A 14,980-nucleotide genomic window follows, 5' to 3' on the forward strand; every position below is an offset into this window, starting at 1 on the left:
TCCCGCCTTATCCTTGTATTACTTCTTAGTATCAAGCTTGTACTCAGGAACCGTGTGTGGCTGCAGTTCTTTTAGCTGCTGATCCTGAGGTACCCAAAAACGCTCACGCATGACGGCATCTTCCGCCCACTGATACGCGGTAATTGGTGCGTTAGGCACGTTCTTGATGCGCTTATTGACAAGTAGTGCCCCTGGATAGGCGACTAAGCCGACGTGATAGACATTCTTGGTCATTTCATGGTTTAACTGACCAATAAGATCCGCTTGTTTCGCTGAATCACGCTCAGCGAATATCTCATGAGCTAAGGCCACCATCTTCTCTTCAAACGGCTGAAGTACTTGCGGTTTATTCTCGGTACCTCGGTGCCATACCGGACCGCTCTCCGCAATTGGCGCTAACCATTCCATACGTTGCATAGGAACGATTAATTCTTTGTCACTACGATTTAAACGCCAGTCAAAATCACCTGCGTCACGCGAAGAGTCTCCCTGAACGCTATCAAGTATTCTTGGGATAAGCTTGATGCCAATATCAGCCATCATCGACACTAAGTTTTCATTGAAAACACTATCGGCCGTTCCGTTACCACTGTTAAAAACAATCTCAACGTCATCGCCGTTATTAACATCTTTAGGGAAGTTCACAACACCATTACCATCGGAATCAATCAGGCCTAAGTCTGCTAAGTATTGTTTGGACAAGCTTGGGTTGTATGGGTAATAAACGACATCATCTTCTCGGTAAAATGCGGTTTCTGGGTGCAGACCACCCGCATATTCAGCCGTAAACGGACCTTTAACCAGTGCTTGCCCTAAGCTTTTTCTATCAATTGCATGAGAAATCGCTTTACGGAATTTTAGGTCTCGATTGAGTTGTCGAATGGCCCCTTCTCGATCATCGCTCACAGATAACGTCGGGTTCATGTTCATCTGAATTTGGAACGCCAGATTACGCGGCCCAAACATGGCTCGAGTTGGTGAATTAGGTGCAGCGAGTTTGCGCAACGTTTCAATGTATATCGGTGGGTTTTCCATATTAGAAAAATCCGCACTGCCAGACATGGTTTCTAGAGTTCGTGACTCCCAGGTGGAAAGCTTGTAGCGCATTTCGTCGATATACGGCAGTTGGTGACCAGCTTCATCCACTTTCCAGTAGTAAGGGTTACGGCGCAGAACAATAATCTGATCGTCTTTATAGCTTACCGGAACCCATGGTCCCATCGTTACAGTAGGTACTTCGCTAGCCGGTAACGCGTTACTAAAATCTTCAAACGTGACTTTATCGTTGTATTTTGGATGAAGTGGTTTGAGAATATGTGCAGGGCCTGGACAGAATGTCATAAAGGCCATGTTATAAAGTGCCTGATTTTGAAATGCTTTCTCGAAATGCCAGCGAATGGTGTATTCGTCAACGATTTCTAGAGTCGCCCCTTCACCCAATGCATTCTGAGAAGAGAAAGACGGAATTCTTGGCTCTAAAACCGTATCCTCCCAGTAAAAGCGCACATCTTCCGAGGTAAATGGTTCACCGTCTGACCATTTAGCACCTTTAATAAGATGCATGGTTAATGCCTTACCATCATCAGACCATTCCCAGCTTTGCGCCAGATTCGGCAGCACTTCCAGCTCATCAGGTTTGATCTGATACATCGGACCAGTGCGTGTTAAACATTGCTGCACGGTATAATTGATACCACCCCACCCTTGAGAGTGAGCAGCAGACCAGTTCCAACCCTGAGGTCGGCCACCAATAACATGACGAAGAACGCCGCCGTAAACACCGACGCCATCAGGCATAGATGCCGTTTTTAATACCATTGGGACATCAGGTAAACGTTGTTCAACTGGCGGTAATTTCCCCGTATTTACGTAATTCTCGGTAACCCATTGAGGTTCAGAATAATGATCAAGTTTTTTAAACTCGACAATTTGGTCAGGCGAAAAATATTCAATAGATAGGCGATTTGGTATTTCCGAGGCTTTTGGAATTGTTGTCGCACCGTCTGGCAGCGTTTCCGATAATGCTGGAAAGCATATGCATACAATTGAGATTCCTAATAGATGCTTCTTATAATTCATTATGCACGGTCCTTTAATAATTAGGTGGTAGAGTACGTGTTCTTTCTTTTGTTTATTCAAATTATCCGACTCTTGAATTATCATCAAATCCAGTTCTGCCCTCACATCACCAATTCTTACTTTTCAAGAGTAAATGAACTAATTCTTTGCATCAGCCCACTCCATCAGTGCATAAGCGGTTACACATATATCTCAATTCACATCATTAGTTAGGCTCAACATAAAATAACCTTCATCATCACAATTTAATTCTTACTATTTTACACAATGAACCATAAAAACATTACGTAGATCACATTAATAGTTCTCTTGAATAGTCAGATTCAACATCACTATTTATCAAGAGAGCCGACTCTCCTTCAGCAGCCGCACAACTGATAGCTGTTATAAAAATAATAGACTGATGGGTAAAATTACGTGCAGTAATCTTATGGATATGGAGATATCGAAAGTTAACTTTTCCGCTACAGAGAAGTTTGAGAAGAAAACAGAAGGGAATAAGAAACACCGGCACGCAGACTGATTAGAAACAAGCAACTTAATGGATACTTAAACACTATTGTTAACGTTGTAGACGTGATGGGAAGTAATTAAGGCATAACTGACGTCTAAGAAGGTGGTTTGGTGATGAACAAGCCATAGTTGATTTCAATAAAGAATGTATTGGTTAACCAACTATGGCGGAAGTTATCTTATCTACAACGGCTAGAACGCGTAGAACAAACGAATTCTTGCTCCCATATCTTCATCTTCAGTAAAGTTGGTATCAGGTTGCAGCTGAGTGAGTTCGTTGGTGATGCACGTGTAATAGGAGCCAAATAAAATATCAAAGTCTTTAACTTCCAGTACATCTCTCAATGCGTAAGATGCGTAAACTGTCGCCACTTCAACATTGCCATCCACCCAGCCAGAGAGCTCTTTGTTGTCGTATTTATTCTCTGCGTACACATAGCCTATACCGACGTTATTCCAAAGCGCGTTTATACCAGTACTAAAGTTGGTTTCATCAACAGCGTCTAGGTAAGCGACATTGACGTTAACCGACCAACCATCGTTAGACCAATTACCAGTGACGCCGTAGCCCGTACGGTCAGAGATATCAACACCATTTGCGACAACAGCATTAGAAACTAAATTTGTTTCCATAGCGGCGGCAAGGCGGAATTGGCCCAATTCGTAAGCAACAAGAGGACGAACTAAAAAAGAGTCTTTGCTTTTATCGATTTCGTGACCATGATATGTGCCATCAACACCATCCCTAAACAGGTTAGAGCGATCACCCATCATCGAACCCAGTTCAACATAGAGGTTGCCAAACGTCTGGTGATACATCAACTGACCATCAGAACCACGACCACGCGCTTCTTTCATTTGGTATGTGTATGCCCAGCCATCGGTATAAAGGTCATTAGAGGTATCACCCGAATATTCGAGGAATACGTCCAAACCTACAGGGAACATATCTGCCCCCTCAAAACGACCGGCTTTGATCGCCCAGCCATCCTTTTTGCCAAACTCAAAGTACGCATCATCTAATACCACATTGCCCGTACTTTCAAATAGTGGTTGTGCCTTAACACCGACAAAATAATCTTTATCTGTGTACTTTTCTCCTGCAAATTCTATCAGCACACGACCATCTTGGTTAAATTCCTGATCACCAGATGGGTTTGACTCACGATCACGGAAGTTAAAGTTTAATTCAACATTGCCAGCAATAGAAAAGTTGCCTAGTTCATTATCAATGATCTTTACACCAGCATTTGCAGACAATGCAAAAGAAACACAGACAGCACCCAGAGATAGTTTAAATGTTCTGTTCATAAATTTACCTATATTTGTTTTTATTAAATGTTGGAATTTAAGAAATATAAATCCCAGCCCTTTCGTAAAAAGACAATCATTCCGTTACTGAATTATTTTTTCTTACTGTTCTTAATTTACTTTTAATTAAATCATTTAGTAGGGTTAATTACCAATATAGAGTTAATTACTAATAAATTACACACAGCATTATTACAGTAAAAACTTCACTATTAATTTAGATAAGGTATTAGCTACATTATAATATTGTTATATTTCTCCTCTATATATTAAATAGAATTACAATTAAAGATAGTTAACTTAGTTACTAAGCAATATTGGTCGTTTAAATCCATATCGCTCCATCGCTGTTTCAATTTTATTTTTATCGAAGCCATCATGAAGACGATAGAATTTACGGTAAACAACCAAACTGGCTATCATTAATAACGTCGGTACCCAAATCATCATGAACTCCAAACCTGCAATGGTTTCGCTACTTTGAACTTCATTGGGGATGTAGCCAACGAATGACAAGCCAACACCTACAACAAACCCACCAGCTGCACCTGCAAACTTAACCAACATGGTTTGTACCGAGAAGATCACACTCTCGCTTCGGTGACCTGTCTTATATTCTCCATAATCGACAACATCAGCCAACATTACGGTCTGAAGTGCATTTACAATACCCACACCATAGGATTTCGCGGCAGCTCCCATGGCTATCAGAAGTACGCTACCAGGAACAAAGGCACGCATTACATACAATAGAACGCAAGATAAAATCGCAAGACCACAAGCAATTAGCCAAAGGTTTTTACGAGGGAATAACTTTGCTATATAAGGAAAAGTAATGACACCAATGAATTCAGCAATCCCTGACACCATCATATAAGTAGAAAACAATTCAGCCTTATTCAAAGCATAAGTGAAGTAGTAGATTGCAAAGCCACCAAATATCATATTGGCAATTTGGAATGTCAATACTGAACTGATTAATACTTTGAGTTGGTCATTAGACTTTAAAATATCACCCACATCTTTTAAGTTAAATTTTTCGGTTGTTTTATCAATGGTCACACTCTCTTTAACATTTCTTGCCACTAAGAATGCACTCATAATAAACAGTACAGCAATTAATATCGCGAGGTTGGAGAAGCCTTCTCCCTGATCTCCATTACCTAACTTGCCAATGATAGTCAGGCCATAAGTACCAGTTAAAAACCATGCAAGACTGGCAAACATACGTGGCCAAATGACGAGTTTCTCTCTTTCCTGACGAGAACTGGAGAGTGCAGGTATCATAGACCAGTACGGAATATCCATAATCGTATAGGTCAATCCCCACAAAATATAAGCAGCTGCTGCATATATATAAAGTGGTGTACCTTCAAAAGTATGTGTACGGAATAAAGCGATTAGAACAACTGCATTTATAAGTGTACCAATGACAATCCAAGGGCGAAACTTGCCAAATCTTGACCGTGTGTTATCAACGATCATTCCCATCATTGGGTCAGTGACTGCATCAATGATTCTCGCCGCCAAAAAAATAGTGCCGATAAAGCCTGCCGAGAGACCCGCCACATCGGTAAAGTAAAACATTAAAAAGATATAAATAGGTGCACAGGCGAAATCTTTACCTAATGCAGCAAGTCCGTAGGATGCTTTGGTTTTTAGCGTTATTTGATTAGACATTTTACTACCCTGTTCTGTCATCGGAATAGTTGGCTACCAATAACTATTCATTGATAGCCAAAACCGTTTTTAATTATTCGAAGTACTGAATCAATTTACCTTTTCAACTTTGATTAACATCGCAGTTTCTGGGTCGAGTAGCGGCATACTTAAGCCCACCTCTTTGCACCACTCACCACTAAGTTCACACCCAGCTTCAGTCCAAGGTGGTTGGAACACGACAATGTCGTTGTAGTTCGCAGGCTTGTCTAAAACATAGATACGGTAAGTTGCTTTATCATCCAGACCAAGTATTCGCAGGTTGCCGCTCAATGAGTGCGTTGGCATATCCAACTGTGCGACCATAACCACTGCTTCAGATTGATCTTCCGATACCACTGATAACACTTGATGTGAACTGTCATCCGTTGGTGTTCGCCACATTTTGCCCGTGTGTAGTAACGACCTTAATTGCTTGTGTAAAGCAACATAATGAGCAAAGTTTGCTTTTTCATTGCTATCTTCTTTCACCGGATCAAGCTCTATTCCCATATGACCAAACAGTGCCGTCAATCCACGGAACTCAATGCTATGACGGCGGCGAGTACAATGACAGTTATCAGACCCAATATGGCTGCCCATCACTTCTGGCGGGAAGAAGTAACTCATACCACGTTGGATACCTTGTCTTTCTAAAGCATCGTTATTATCCGAAGGCCAGAAGCGATCAGTGCGTTTTAAAATTTCGTAGTCAATACGACCACCGCCACCTGCGCAAGACTCTATACTGACGAGAGGGAATTTCGCTCTGACCTTATCGACTAACTGGTAGTAACGCTCCGTTTGTTTGCGTCCAGATGCCACGCCATCATGCGCCGGCTGGACGATTTCACGGTTCATATCCCACTTGATGTAACGAATATTGTAGGTGCTTAAGAAATGCTCCAGTCGTTCATATAAGAAGTTGAATGCATCATCGTTTTGTAAATCAATAACATGTTGGTGTCTGCCTGTCGGTTGATCATAACCATCGACAGCCAGTAGCCAATCAGGATGTTCACGGAATAAATCTGAGTCTTTGTTGATCATTTCTGGTTCAAACCACAACCCAAATTCCATGCCCAACGCGTTAACGTGATCGACAACCGGCTCTAGACCATTCGGGTATTTGCGCTCATCCAGGAACCAGTCCCCCAATGCCGCAGTGTCATCGTCACGACCTCTGAACCATCCGTCATCGATGATAAAACGCTCTACTCCCATCTCTGCTGCTTGAGAAGCCATTTCCATGATGTATTCAGGATCGTGATCAAAATAGATCCCTTCCCATGTATTCAAATGCACCGGACGTAACTTCTTCTTAAAATCTTCAGCGATGATCGACTGTCTTACATGCGCATGGAAGTGATGGCTCATCTCGTTGAGTCCGTTCTCACTGTAACTCGCATACAACCATGGCGTAGAGATACTTTCCCCTTTTTGCAACGCGACTTCTCCAGGGAAATAAATCACTTCTGCTTGCATCGTACGACGACCATCGGTTTTTACATCGGCACGTAATCGATGGTTACCACTCCAAGCAAAATGGAAGCCCCAAACATCACCTTGAGTCTCCGTAAAGCTGGACGTTCCAGCAACCATTGCCGGATAGTGTTCATGAGACGTTCTTCCGCGTCTGTTTTCTTGCTGATAGCCGTTGTGAAGAAGTGGCTGACGTTGCGTTTGAAACTCTCGTGCCCAGCGGCCATGGAACGTCATGAGTTCATTGACTCTTACAGGTAACGGCATTGAGTTCGCAAAGCGATTGACAAAGTATTTCCCTACCTTGAGGTTGGTTAATGTGTGGCGTGTTTTAACAACATCAAATTCGTCTAAACAAATTTCCGTCAACAGCTGTAAACCAGCTTGTTCATCTTCACTTGTAAGACTGATTTGGGTATCAGTTTGTTGAATATTTTTTAGGAAGAATACTGGCGCCCAATCCAGACCATCACGGTGACCTTCTAAGCCAGGGCTGCTGAATACACCACGGCCAAGCTCAGGCAGCGTAGTCATTGCGACATCTTTATCTAAGCGTCCATGCGGTACCGGACGATGCAAAGCTGTGCGAAAATTGTTTAAGCCGCCACTGACTTGCTTACCCCAGTGTAGAATTTCTGCAAAGTCGCCAACCTCAATAATCAGTTGGGACTTCGTTCCGCTTAACTCAATTAGTTTTTTCTCTTTCATTACATCTTACTCGACATGTGGCAAACGATTAACTTGCTGTCAAATTAAACGACTCTTCTTTTGTCATCAAATCGAAATAAACACCCACATCACCAAACCTTACTTTTTAAGAGTCTTTAGATAAAAAGCAAAACCAAAAGGCATATTCCACACCAAGCATAAAGCCTCACACTCCCCTATAAACAAGACCACAAAGCCAATGCAGATCACATTTCAAATAAGCACCATCTGATAGTCTTATCTCGAAAACTTACTTTATGGCACCCAATCAAACGCTATTTGGACAAATTTACATGCATAAATTAGAAGTATTTCAGTCTGAAAACATCAGCTATTTAGTCAATGATATGCGCTCAGCACCTCTAATTGATGTCGACACCGAGTTGAGTTTTGAGCAGCGCAAACCTTTTTACATGGCGGACTATCATTGGCACCAGCAAGTAGAAATCAATGTATTGCATAAAGGAACGCTCGAATACGCAATTAATAATGCCAACGTGCAAATATCGGCCGGAGAAATGGCGGTATTTTGGGCGGTGACGCCACATCGAGTGAGTAAAGTCAGTGACGACGCTCTGCTTGGCATCATCAATATACCTTTAAGTGCATTTCTTGGTTGGGTGTTACCCCAAGAGTTTGTCCAGCAAGTCATGCATGGCGGGGTTATTACTTCTCAAATAGATGGGGTTGTCAGCCTTGCCGAAAGTAACCGTTGGCTAAACTGCTATCACAGTGACAATAATGTGAGAAGTGGAATCGTCAGTGACGAGGTCTGGTTAATGTTACGCCGCCTCTGCTCATTCGACTATAATGTGGAAATGTTCAGCTTCCTGCGTAACGGCTCCTCTCGCCACCCAAATGATACGGGTTATAAAAACGTCCAGCTTATGCTCGATTATATTGCTAAAAACCACAACAAAGACATCAAAGTCGATGACATCGCGGCCCATGTAAAATTGCATCCAAAATACGCGATGGGGTTATTTAAGAATATGCTGAGTGTCTCGATAAAGCAGTATTTGATTATTATGCGCATCAACCACGCCAAAGTCTTATTGAGTAACACTCGAAATCCAATAAAGAATATCGCGAATGATAGTGGCTTTAAGCATCCAGGCTCCTTTTTTGCTGCATTTAAGAGTCATACGGGCTTAACTCCCCAACAATTTAGGTCAGAAACTCAAATAATCTAAGCAGCTCAGATCTTTTGCTCTAACATTTATATCGTTTGTCGATGAGAGTGCTCTCGTTAAGCCATCAAAGGCTTTGTATCACGTTATAGAGACTAAATTGATGAACGACAAGCCAAGTTCCACCGACGCGTACTGATAATTCCAAGAGTGAATACGGTGGGTACTTTGGACACCTCCAGACCTTTCAACAAAAACAAAAAAGGTGGGCATATCGCCCACCCCAAATGCTCTCTAAAACGCAAACAGCTAGAAAACACTCGTTAATCGATGTGTTTGCGTCATCACTTTCTCTAGCTGCTTACAACGCTTCAACCAGACCTGCACCATCTTTGGCTTTGCACACATAAATCGACGCTTTTAAACCTGTTGCTGCTTGGTATTTAGCTTCCACCGTCGTTTTCACCTTATCCACCAATGAAGGTGGAACGAGAGCGACAATACAGCCACCGAAGCCACCGCCAGTCATGCGTACGCCACCTTCTTCGCCAATCACCTCTTTCACCATATCAACCAGGACGTCGATTTCTTTGACGGTAATTTCGAAATCATCACGCATTGATGCGTGCGACTGGGCCATCAGTTCACTCATACGTTTAATATCATGCGAACGCAGTGCTTTTGCCGCTTCGACTGTGCGGTCGTTTTCCGTGATCACGTGACGCGCACGTTTTGCTACCAATTCATCCAACTCAGAGACTTTGTCGTTGAACTGTTCAATGGTTACATCGCGTAGAGCTTTAACACCAAAGATTCGTGCCGCTTCTTCACACTGTTCACGACGAGTGTTGTATTCGCTGTCTACCAAGCCACGTTTTTTATTCGAGTTGATGATCACGACTGCCATGTCCTCAGGCATAGAAACCGCTTCTGTTTCCAGACTACGACAATCCAATAGCATGGCGTGGTTTTCACGACCTTCTGCCGAAATCATTTGATCCATGATACCGCAGTTACAACCAACAAATTCGTTCTCGGCTTGCTGACCATTTAGTGCAACTTCCGACTGGCTGATTTCTAAGTTGAATAACACTTTAAAGGTTTGTCCAATGACGACTTCCAGTGCCGCTGATGAGCTTAACCCTGCACCTTGAGGAACATTGCCGCTCACCGAGATATCAGCACCGGTAAACTGGTAACCACGAGCAAGAAGACACTTCACGACACCGCGAATGTAGTTTGCCCACATTTTGTCTTCTTGGAATATTATTTCTTGAGAGATATCGAATTCATCTACCGCGTTACCATAGTCAACCGATACCACCCGTACTAGGTTGTCTTCACGCGTTGCTGCAGCAACAACCGTTTGGTAGTTGATCGCACATGGCAGTACAAAACCATCGTTGTAGTCGGTATGTTCACCAATCAGGTTGACGCGACCAGGCGCTTGGATAATGTGGCTTGGTGCATAGCCCAACACTTTCTCAAAAGACGCTTTCACATTTTGGATTAAATCAGACATAGTTAAATCTCGGTTGAATTTTTCAATTTAGGACCTGATTTTTTGGGTCCTATTCAGTAATAACGTAATAGAAAGGGTCTGGGTTGATTGGCTGATTATTTTTACTAATTAGCTCGGTCATTCCAGCGAGCCAAAGCGAGACTAGGAATCTACTTACAGCAAGGGGGCAGCCGAAACCAGCGCCTTAAAACCCAATGTTCTCGGATAGTAGATCCTGAATCACGCTCCTTCGTCGCTGTTCAGGATGACGTATTGACCAATAGGATTACGTAAACGGTATTCCGTATTCCCAAACAGCAATTTTCAAAGGCAACGTCTATAACAAGACTCACAGCCATCACACCTAGGACCCTGGGATCTAGAACCTAGCTTCCTTATAATGAACGTCACTGACATCACGCAGACGTTGTGCCGCTTGCTCTGCGGTTAAGTCGCGTTGGCTTTCGGCCAGCATTTCGTAACCCACCATAAACTTACGTACTGTTGCACTACGTAATAGTGGCGGGTAGAACAGTGCGTGAAGCTGCCAGTGGTCGATATCTGTGCCTGGTTCAAAGAACGGCGCGTAGTGCCAACCCATTGAGTAAGGGAAAGAACATTGGAATAAATTGTCATAACGGCTGGTCAGCTTTTTAATTGCTACCGCCAAGTCGTCACGCTGCTCATTGTTTAACTCACTCATACGGCGGATGTGTGTTTTCGGTAACAGCATGGTTTCGAATGGCCACGCCGCCCAGTAAGGGACAACCGCCAACCAATGCTCGGTTTCAACGACGATTCGGGAGCCATCTTTTAGCTCAGCTTGTACGTAATCCACCAGCAGATTGCTACCGTGTTCCTGGTAGTACGCTTTTAGGTTTTGCTCTTTGCGTTCAATCTCATTTGGTAAGAAACTGTTCGCCCAGATTTGACCATGTGGGTGAGGCTGAGAACAACCCATGGTTTCACCCTTATTCTCAAACGCCTGAACCCAAACGTACTCTTTACCTAGCTCTTCAATTTGCTCGTTCCACGTATCAATCACGCCACGGATTTTGTCTACCGGTAGTTCAGGTAAGGTTTTGCTGTGGTCAGGAGAGAAACAAATCACTCGGCTCAAACCGCGTACACCTTGGGTTTTGAATAGTGGGTTGTCTGATTCTGGCGCATCTGGAGAATCCACCATCAGTGCGGCAAAATCGTTATTAAAAACATACGTGCCCTGATAATCTGGATTAACATCTCCAGAGATACGCTCATTTGTCGGACACAGGAAACACTTCTCATCGTAGCTTGGTAGCTCATCAATCGCAGCTTTCTCATCCGCCCCACTCCAAGGACGTTTTGCACGGTGTGGTGACACTAAAATCCATTGACCCGTTAGTGGGTTGTAACGACGGTGTGGGTGATCCACTGGGTTAAATTCAACGTTCGACATTTTACTTACTCAACTTAATATTCTGCGACTCCGGCGCACTGCACCGGATTAAAATTAGTAACCTTGTGGGTTGTCAGATTGCCATTTCCAGGTATCGCCCGTCATTTCAGCAACGCTGCGTGTTGCTTTCCAGCCAAGCTCGCGCTCTGCCTTGTCTGTGCTCGCCCAACATTCAGCGATATCACCCGGACGACGTGGGCACAGCTCGTAAGGCACAGGTTTACCGCAGGCGGCAGCGAAAGCATCGACCATTTCAAGTACGCTCGAACCTTTACCTGTACCTAGGTTGTAAATGTGCAATCCCGCTTTCTGCCCCACGGCTTTCAGTGCAGCAATGTGGCCATCAGCCAGGTCCATTACGTGGACGTAATCACGCACGCCGGTACCGTCTGGCGTTGGGTAGTCGTTACCAAATACGGAGAGCTTGGCACGACGACCAACCGCGACTTGTGCAATGAACGGCATCAAGTTGTTTGGAATGCCTTGTGGGTCTTCTCCCATTGTGCCTGATGGATGCGCACCAACAGGATTAAAGTAGCGCAGCAAAGTGATGCTCCAATCGCTTTCAGCATTGAACAAATCACTCAAACACGCTTCCACCATGTATTTACTACGACCGTATGGGTTAGTGGTTGCACCTGTTGGTGAATCTTCTGTGATCGGAACGATTTCTGGATCGCCATAGACGGTTGCAGATGAACTGAATACGATGCTCTTGACACCCGCTTTACGCATACTGCGCGCCAGCACCAATGAGCCATTGACATTGTTATCGTAATATTCCAACGGCTTGACGACTGACTCACCGACCGCTTTCAGACCTGCAAAGTGAATGACCGCTTGGATATCATGCTCAGCGAATACCGAATCCAAAAACGCTTCATCACGAATATCGCCTTGATAAAACGTTGGCTGTTTGCCAGTTAGCGCTTTAATACGGCTCAATACTTCTGTTTTGGCGTTACACAGGTTATCGACAATGATGGGCTCCATGCCCGCCTCAATCATCTGAACGCATGTGTGACTGCCGATGTAACCCATACCACCTGTGACAAGTACTCTCACTTTTGCTTCTCCGCTATTGGTGCTTCGTGCTCGATACCGGACCTGATGCTCACTGATTCAGTTTTAATTACATCAGGCCGATACACCCATGTCTTAACTGGCTAAAAGTTTATCAACCAATACCGATTTAGATCCGTGATCAAACTCAAATTAGTGTAAACGTTTTCACTAATTTCAAAAAAGAAAATACTTTGCCATCACAGAGGCAATTTACGCCTAATCTTCAGATATTTTGATATTCATTAGGATTTATCCAGTCTCCATCTGAATGAATCAAAAATTCAACTTAGATAAATAATTCAAAAACCAAGGAAGAAGTGTAATCGTTACCATTGAATTGCAGTTGCTTTGAACAAGCAATAGATCAGCCAAGAGAAGCAGAAAAAGGCATACTCCTCCGCTGACAACAAACTGGTGGAATCCTCTCTCAAGCTCCGTAAATCCTCCTCCTCGCCTGCCATTTCACACAATTAAATCAAGGTTTATTTGTTCAGAGTCACTTACAATTAGGCAATGCAAAGCTAATTACCAAACAATAGGTATGTATGCGATTGAAATATAATCTATACATATCAATCATTTAAAATTAAAATAGGAAGGATTGAGTTGTGGGTTTATTTTTTTGAGATCAATGATTGGAATAATAGGCAATGTTCGGAGACGATCCGACATTCACGAAAACCCTTTCCTCTTCTAAAATACGCCCTATATTAAACACGTTTGCGATTCAAGTTGTGAGCGAAAAACAAACGGCTTGTGACTGCCTGGTTTTGAGACCATAAATCATAAGTGCTAACACCTTAGAAGGATGTGACCATGCAATTAGACTTCTCATACTACAACCCAACAACCATTCACTTTGGTAAAGATTCTTTAGCAAAACTAGACAGCGAACTGCCAAACTACGGCGAAACGGTCATGTTGGTCTACGGACGTAACGCGATTAAATCAAACGGTCTTTACGATAAAGTCATTGCTAGCCTGACAGCTGCAGGTAAAAAAGTCATTGAGCTGTCTGGTGTTATGCCTAACCCTACTTATGCGAAAATGATGGAAGGTGTTGAGCTTGTTCGTAAGCACAACGTAGACCTGATTCTTGCTGTTGGTGGTGGTTCAGTTGTTGACTGTGCGAAAGGTATCTCAGTGTCAGCACACTGTACCGATACTGACCCATTCCAAAAATACTGGGTAGAATGGCAAGACATCTCAAACGAAGTCGTGCCTGTTGCTTCTATTCTTACAATGGTAGGTACTGGTTCAGAAATGAACGGTGGCTCAGTGATCACTCATGAAGAAACGAAAAACAAAGCGGGTCGCGTATTCCCGCCAGTAGCTTACCCTAAGTTTTCTATCCTGAACCCTGAGTACACATTTACCGTATCTCAGTACCAAATGGTAAGCGGTGTATTTGATACGATGTCTCACCTTATGGAACAATACTTCTCTGATCAAGGTGCAAACACAACTGACTACGTTATTGAAAGCTTGCTTAAATCTTCAATCGATAACCTACGTGCAGCTCTGAAAGATCCAGAAGATTACGAAGCTCGCAGCAACATCATGTGGAACGCGACTTTAGCGCTGAACACAATTACTGGCTTGTCTAAAACTCAGGATTGGCAAGTACATATGATCGAGCACCAGCTTGGCGCTTACACAGACTGTGCTCACGGTATGGGTCTGGCTGCAGTATCTCTGCCTTACTACCGCCTAATCTACAAATTTGGTTTAGACAAATTCGTACGTTACGCAACACAAGTTTGGGGCGTATCAGCTGAAGGCAAAACCAAAGAAGAAATTGCACTTGCAGGTATTGATGCACTAGAAGCGTTTACTAAAGAGTGCGGTATTGTCACTTCTTTGCAAGAACTTGGTGCGACTCAAGAGATGCTACCTAAAATTGCGGAATCGACCATCATCATTGGCAACGGTTACAAAAAACTGACCACTGAAGAAGTCCTGAGCATTCTGGAAGATTGCTTCTAACTCTCTGCTCTCACTAAGTGAAATTAAAAAGCGAGCATCATAGCTCGCTTTTTTTATTTTATGCTTTTG

The 14,980-nt window shown here is 43.3% G+C and carries 9 protein-coding genes; 2 read left to right on the top strand and 7 right to left on the bottom strand.

Features of this window, described 5'->3' with window-relative positions; genetic code table 11:
- Positions 1 to 18: 18 nt before the first annotated feature.
- From OO774_RS23475 to OO774_RS23490, 4 genes are all read right to left on the bottom strand, one after another.
- Positions 19 to 2,079: an ABC transporter substrate-binding protein gene (locus OO774_RS23475; RefSeq protein WP_264907178.1), complete on the bottom strand. Its 2,061-nt coding sequence runs from the start codon at positions 2,077 to 2,079 to the stop codon at positions 19 to 21.
- Positions 2,080 to 2,784: 705 nt separating this feature from the next.
- Positions 2,785 to 3,903 carry a carbohydrate porin gene (locus OO774_RS23480; protein ID WP_264907180.1) on the bottom strand — a complete coding sequence of 373 codons (1,119 nt, stop codon included), beginning with the start codon at positions 3,901 to 3,903 and terminating at the stop codon, positions 2,785 to 2,787.
- A 300-nt stretch (positions 3,904 to 4,203) separates the two neighbouring features.
- A complete protein-coding gene (gene melB / locus OO774_RS23485; protein ID WP_264907181.1) occupies positions 4,204 to 5,583 on the bottom strand; it encodes a melibiose:sodium transporter MelB in 1,380 nt (459 codons plus the stop codon).
- Between the two features lie 90 nt (positions 5,584 to 5,673).
- Positions 5,674 to 7,791 carry an alpha-galactosidase gene (locus tag OO774_RS23490; RefSeq protein ID WP_264907182.1) on the bottom strand — a complete coding sequence of 706 codons (2,118 nt, stop codon included), beginning with the start codon at positions 7,789 to 7,791 and terminating at the stop codon, positions 5,674 to 5,676.
- 293 nt (positions 7,792 to 8,084) lie between these two features.
- Here OO774_RS23490 and OO774_RS23495 point away from each other — a divergent pair, with 293 nt between their 5' ends.
- A complete protein-coding gene (locus tag OO774_RS23495; protein WP_264907183.1) occupies positions 8,085 to 8,984 on the top strand; it encodes a helix-turn-helix domain-containing protein in 900 nt (299 codons plus the stop codon).
- Between the two features lie 298 nt (positions 8,985 to 9,282).
- Here the strand turns inward: OO774_RS23495 and galK are convergent, their stop codons facing one another.
- The 3 genes from galK to galE form a co-directional block, all read right to left on the bottom strand.
- On the bottom strand, positions 9,283 to 10,443 hold the full coding sequence (galK, locus tag OO774_RS23500) for a galactokinase (protein WP_264907185.1): 1,161 nt from the start codon (positions 10,441 to 10,443) through the stop codon (positions 9,283 to 9,285).
- A 358-nt stretch (positions 10,444 to 10,801) separates the two neighbouring features.
- Positions 10,802 to 11,860, bottom strand: a complete 1,059-nt coding sequence (locus OO774_RS23505) for a UDP-glucose--hexose-1-phosphate uridylyltransferase (RefSeq protein WP_264907186.1) — start codon at positions 11,858 to 11,860, stop codon at positions 10,802 to 10,804.
- 54 nt (positions 11,861 to 11,914) lie between these two features.
- A complete protein-coding gene (galE, locus tag OO774_RS23510; RefSeq protein WP_264907188.1) occupies positions 11,915 to 12,925 on the bottom strand; it encodes a UDP-glucose 4-epimerase GalE in 1,011 nt (336 codons plus the stop codon).
- Positions 12,926 to 13,741: 816 nt separating this feature from the next.
- Between galE and OO774_RS23515 the strand changes: the two genes are divergently transcribed.
- Entirely contained in the window at positions 13,742 to 14,911 is a 1,170-nt protein-coding gene (locus OO774_RS23515) for an iron-containing alcohol dehydrogenase (RefSeq protein WP_264907190.1), read from the top strand.
- Positions 14,912 to 14,980 lie beyond the last annotated feature (69 nt).

Source organism: Vibrio sp. STUT-A11 (assembly GCF_026000435.1).
Taxonomy (GTDB): domain Bacteria; phylum Pseudomonadota; class Gammaproteobacteria; order Enterobacterales; family Vibrionaceae; genus Vibrio.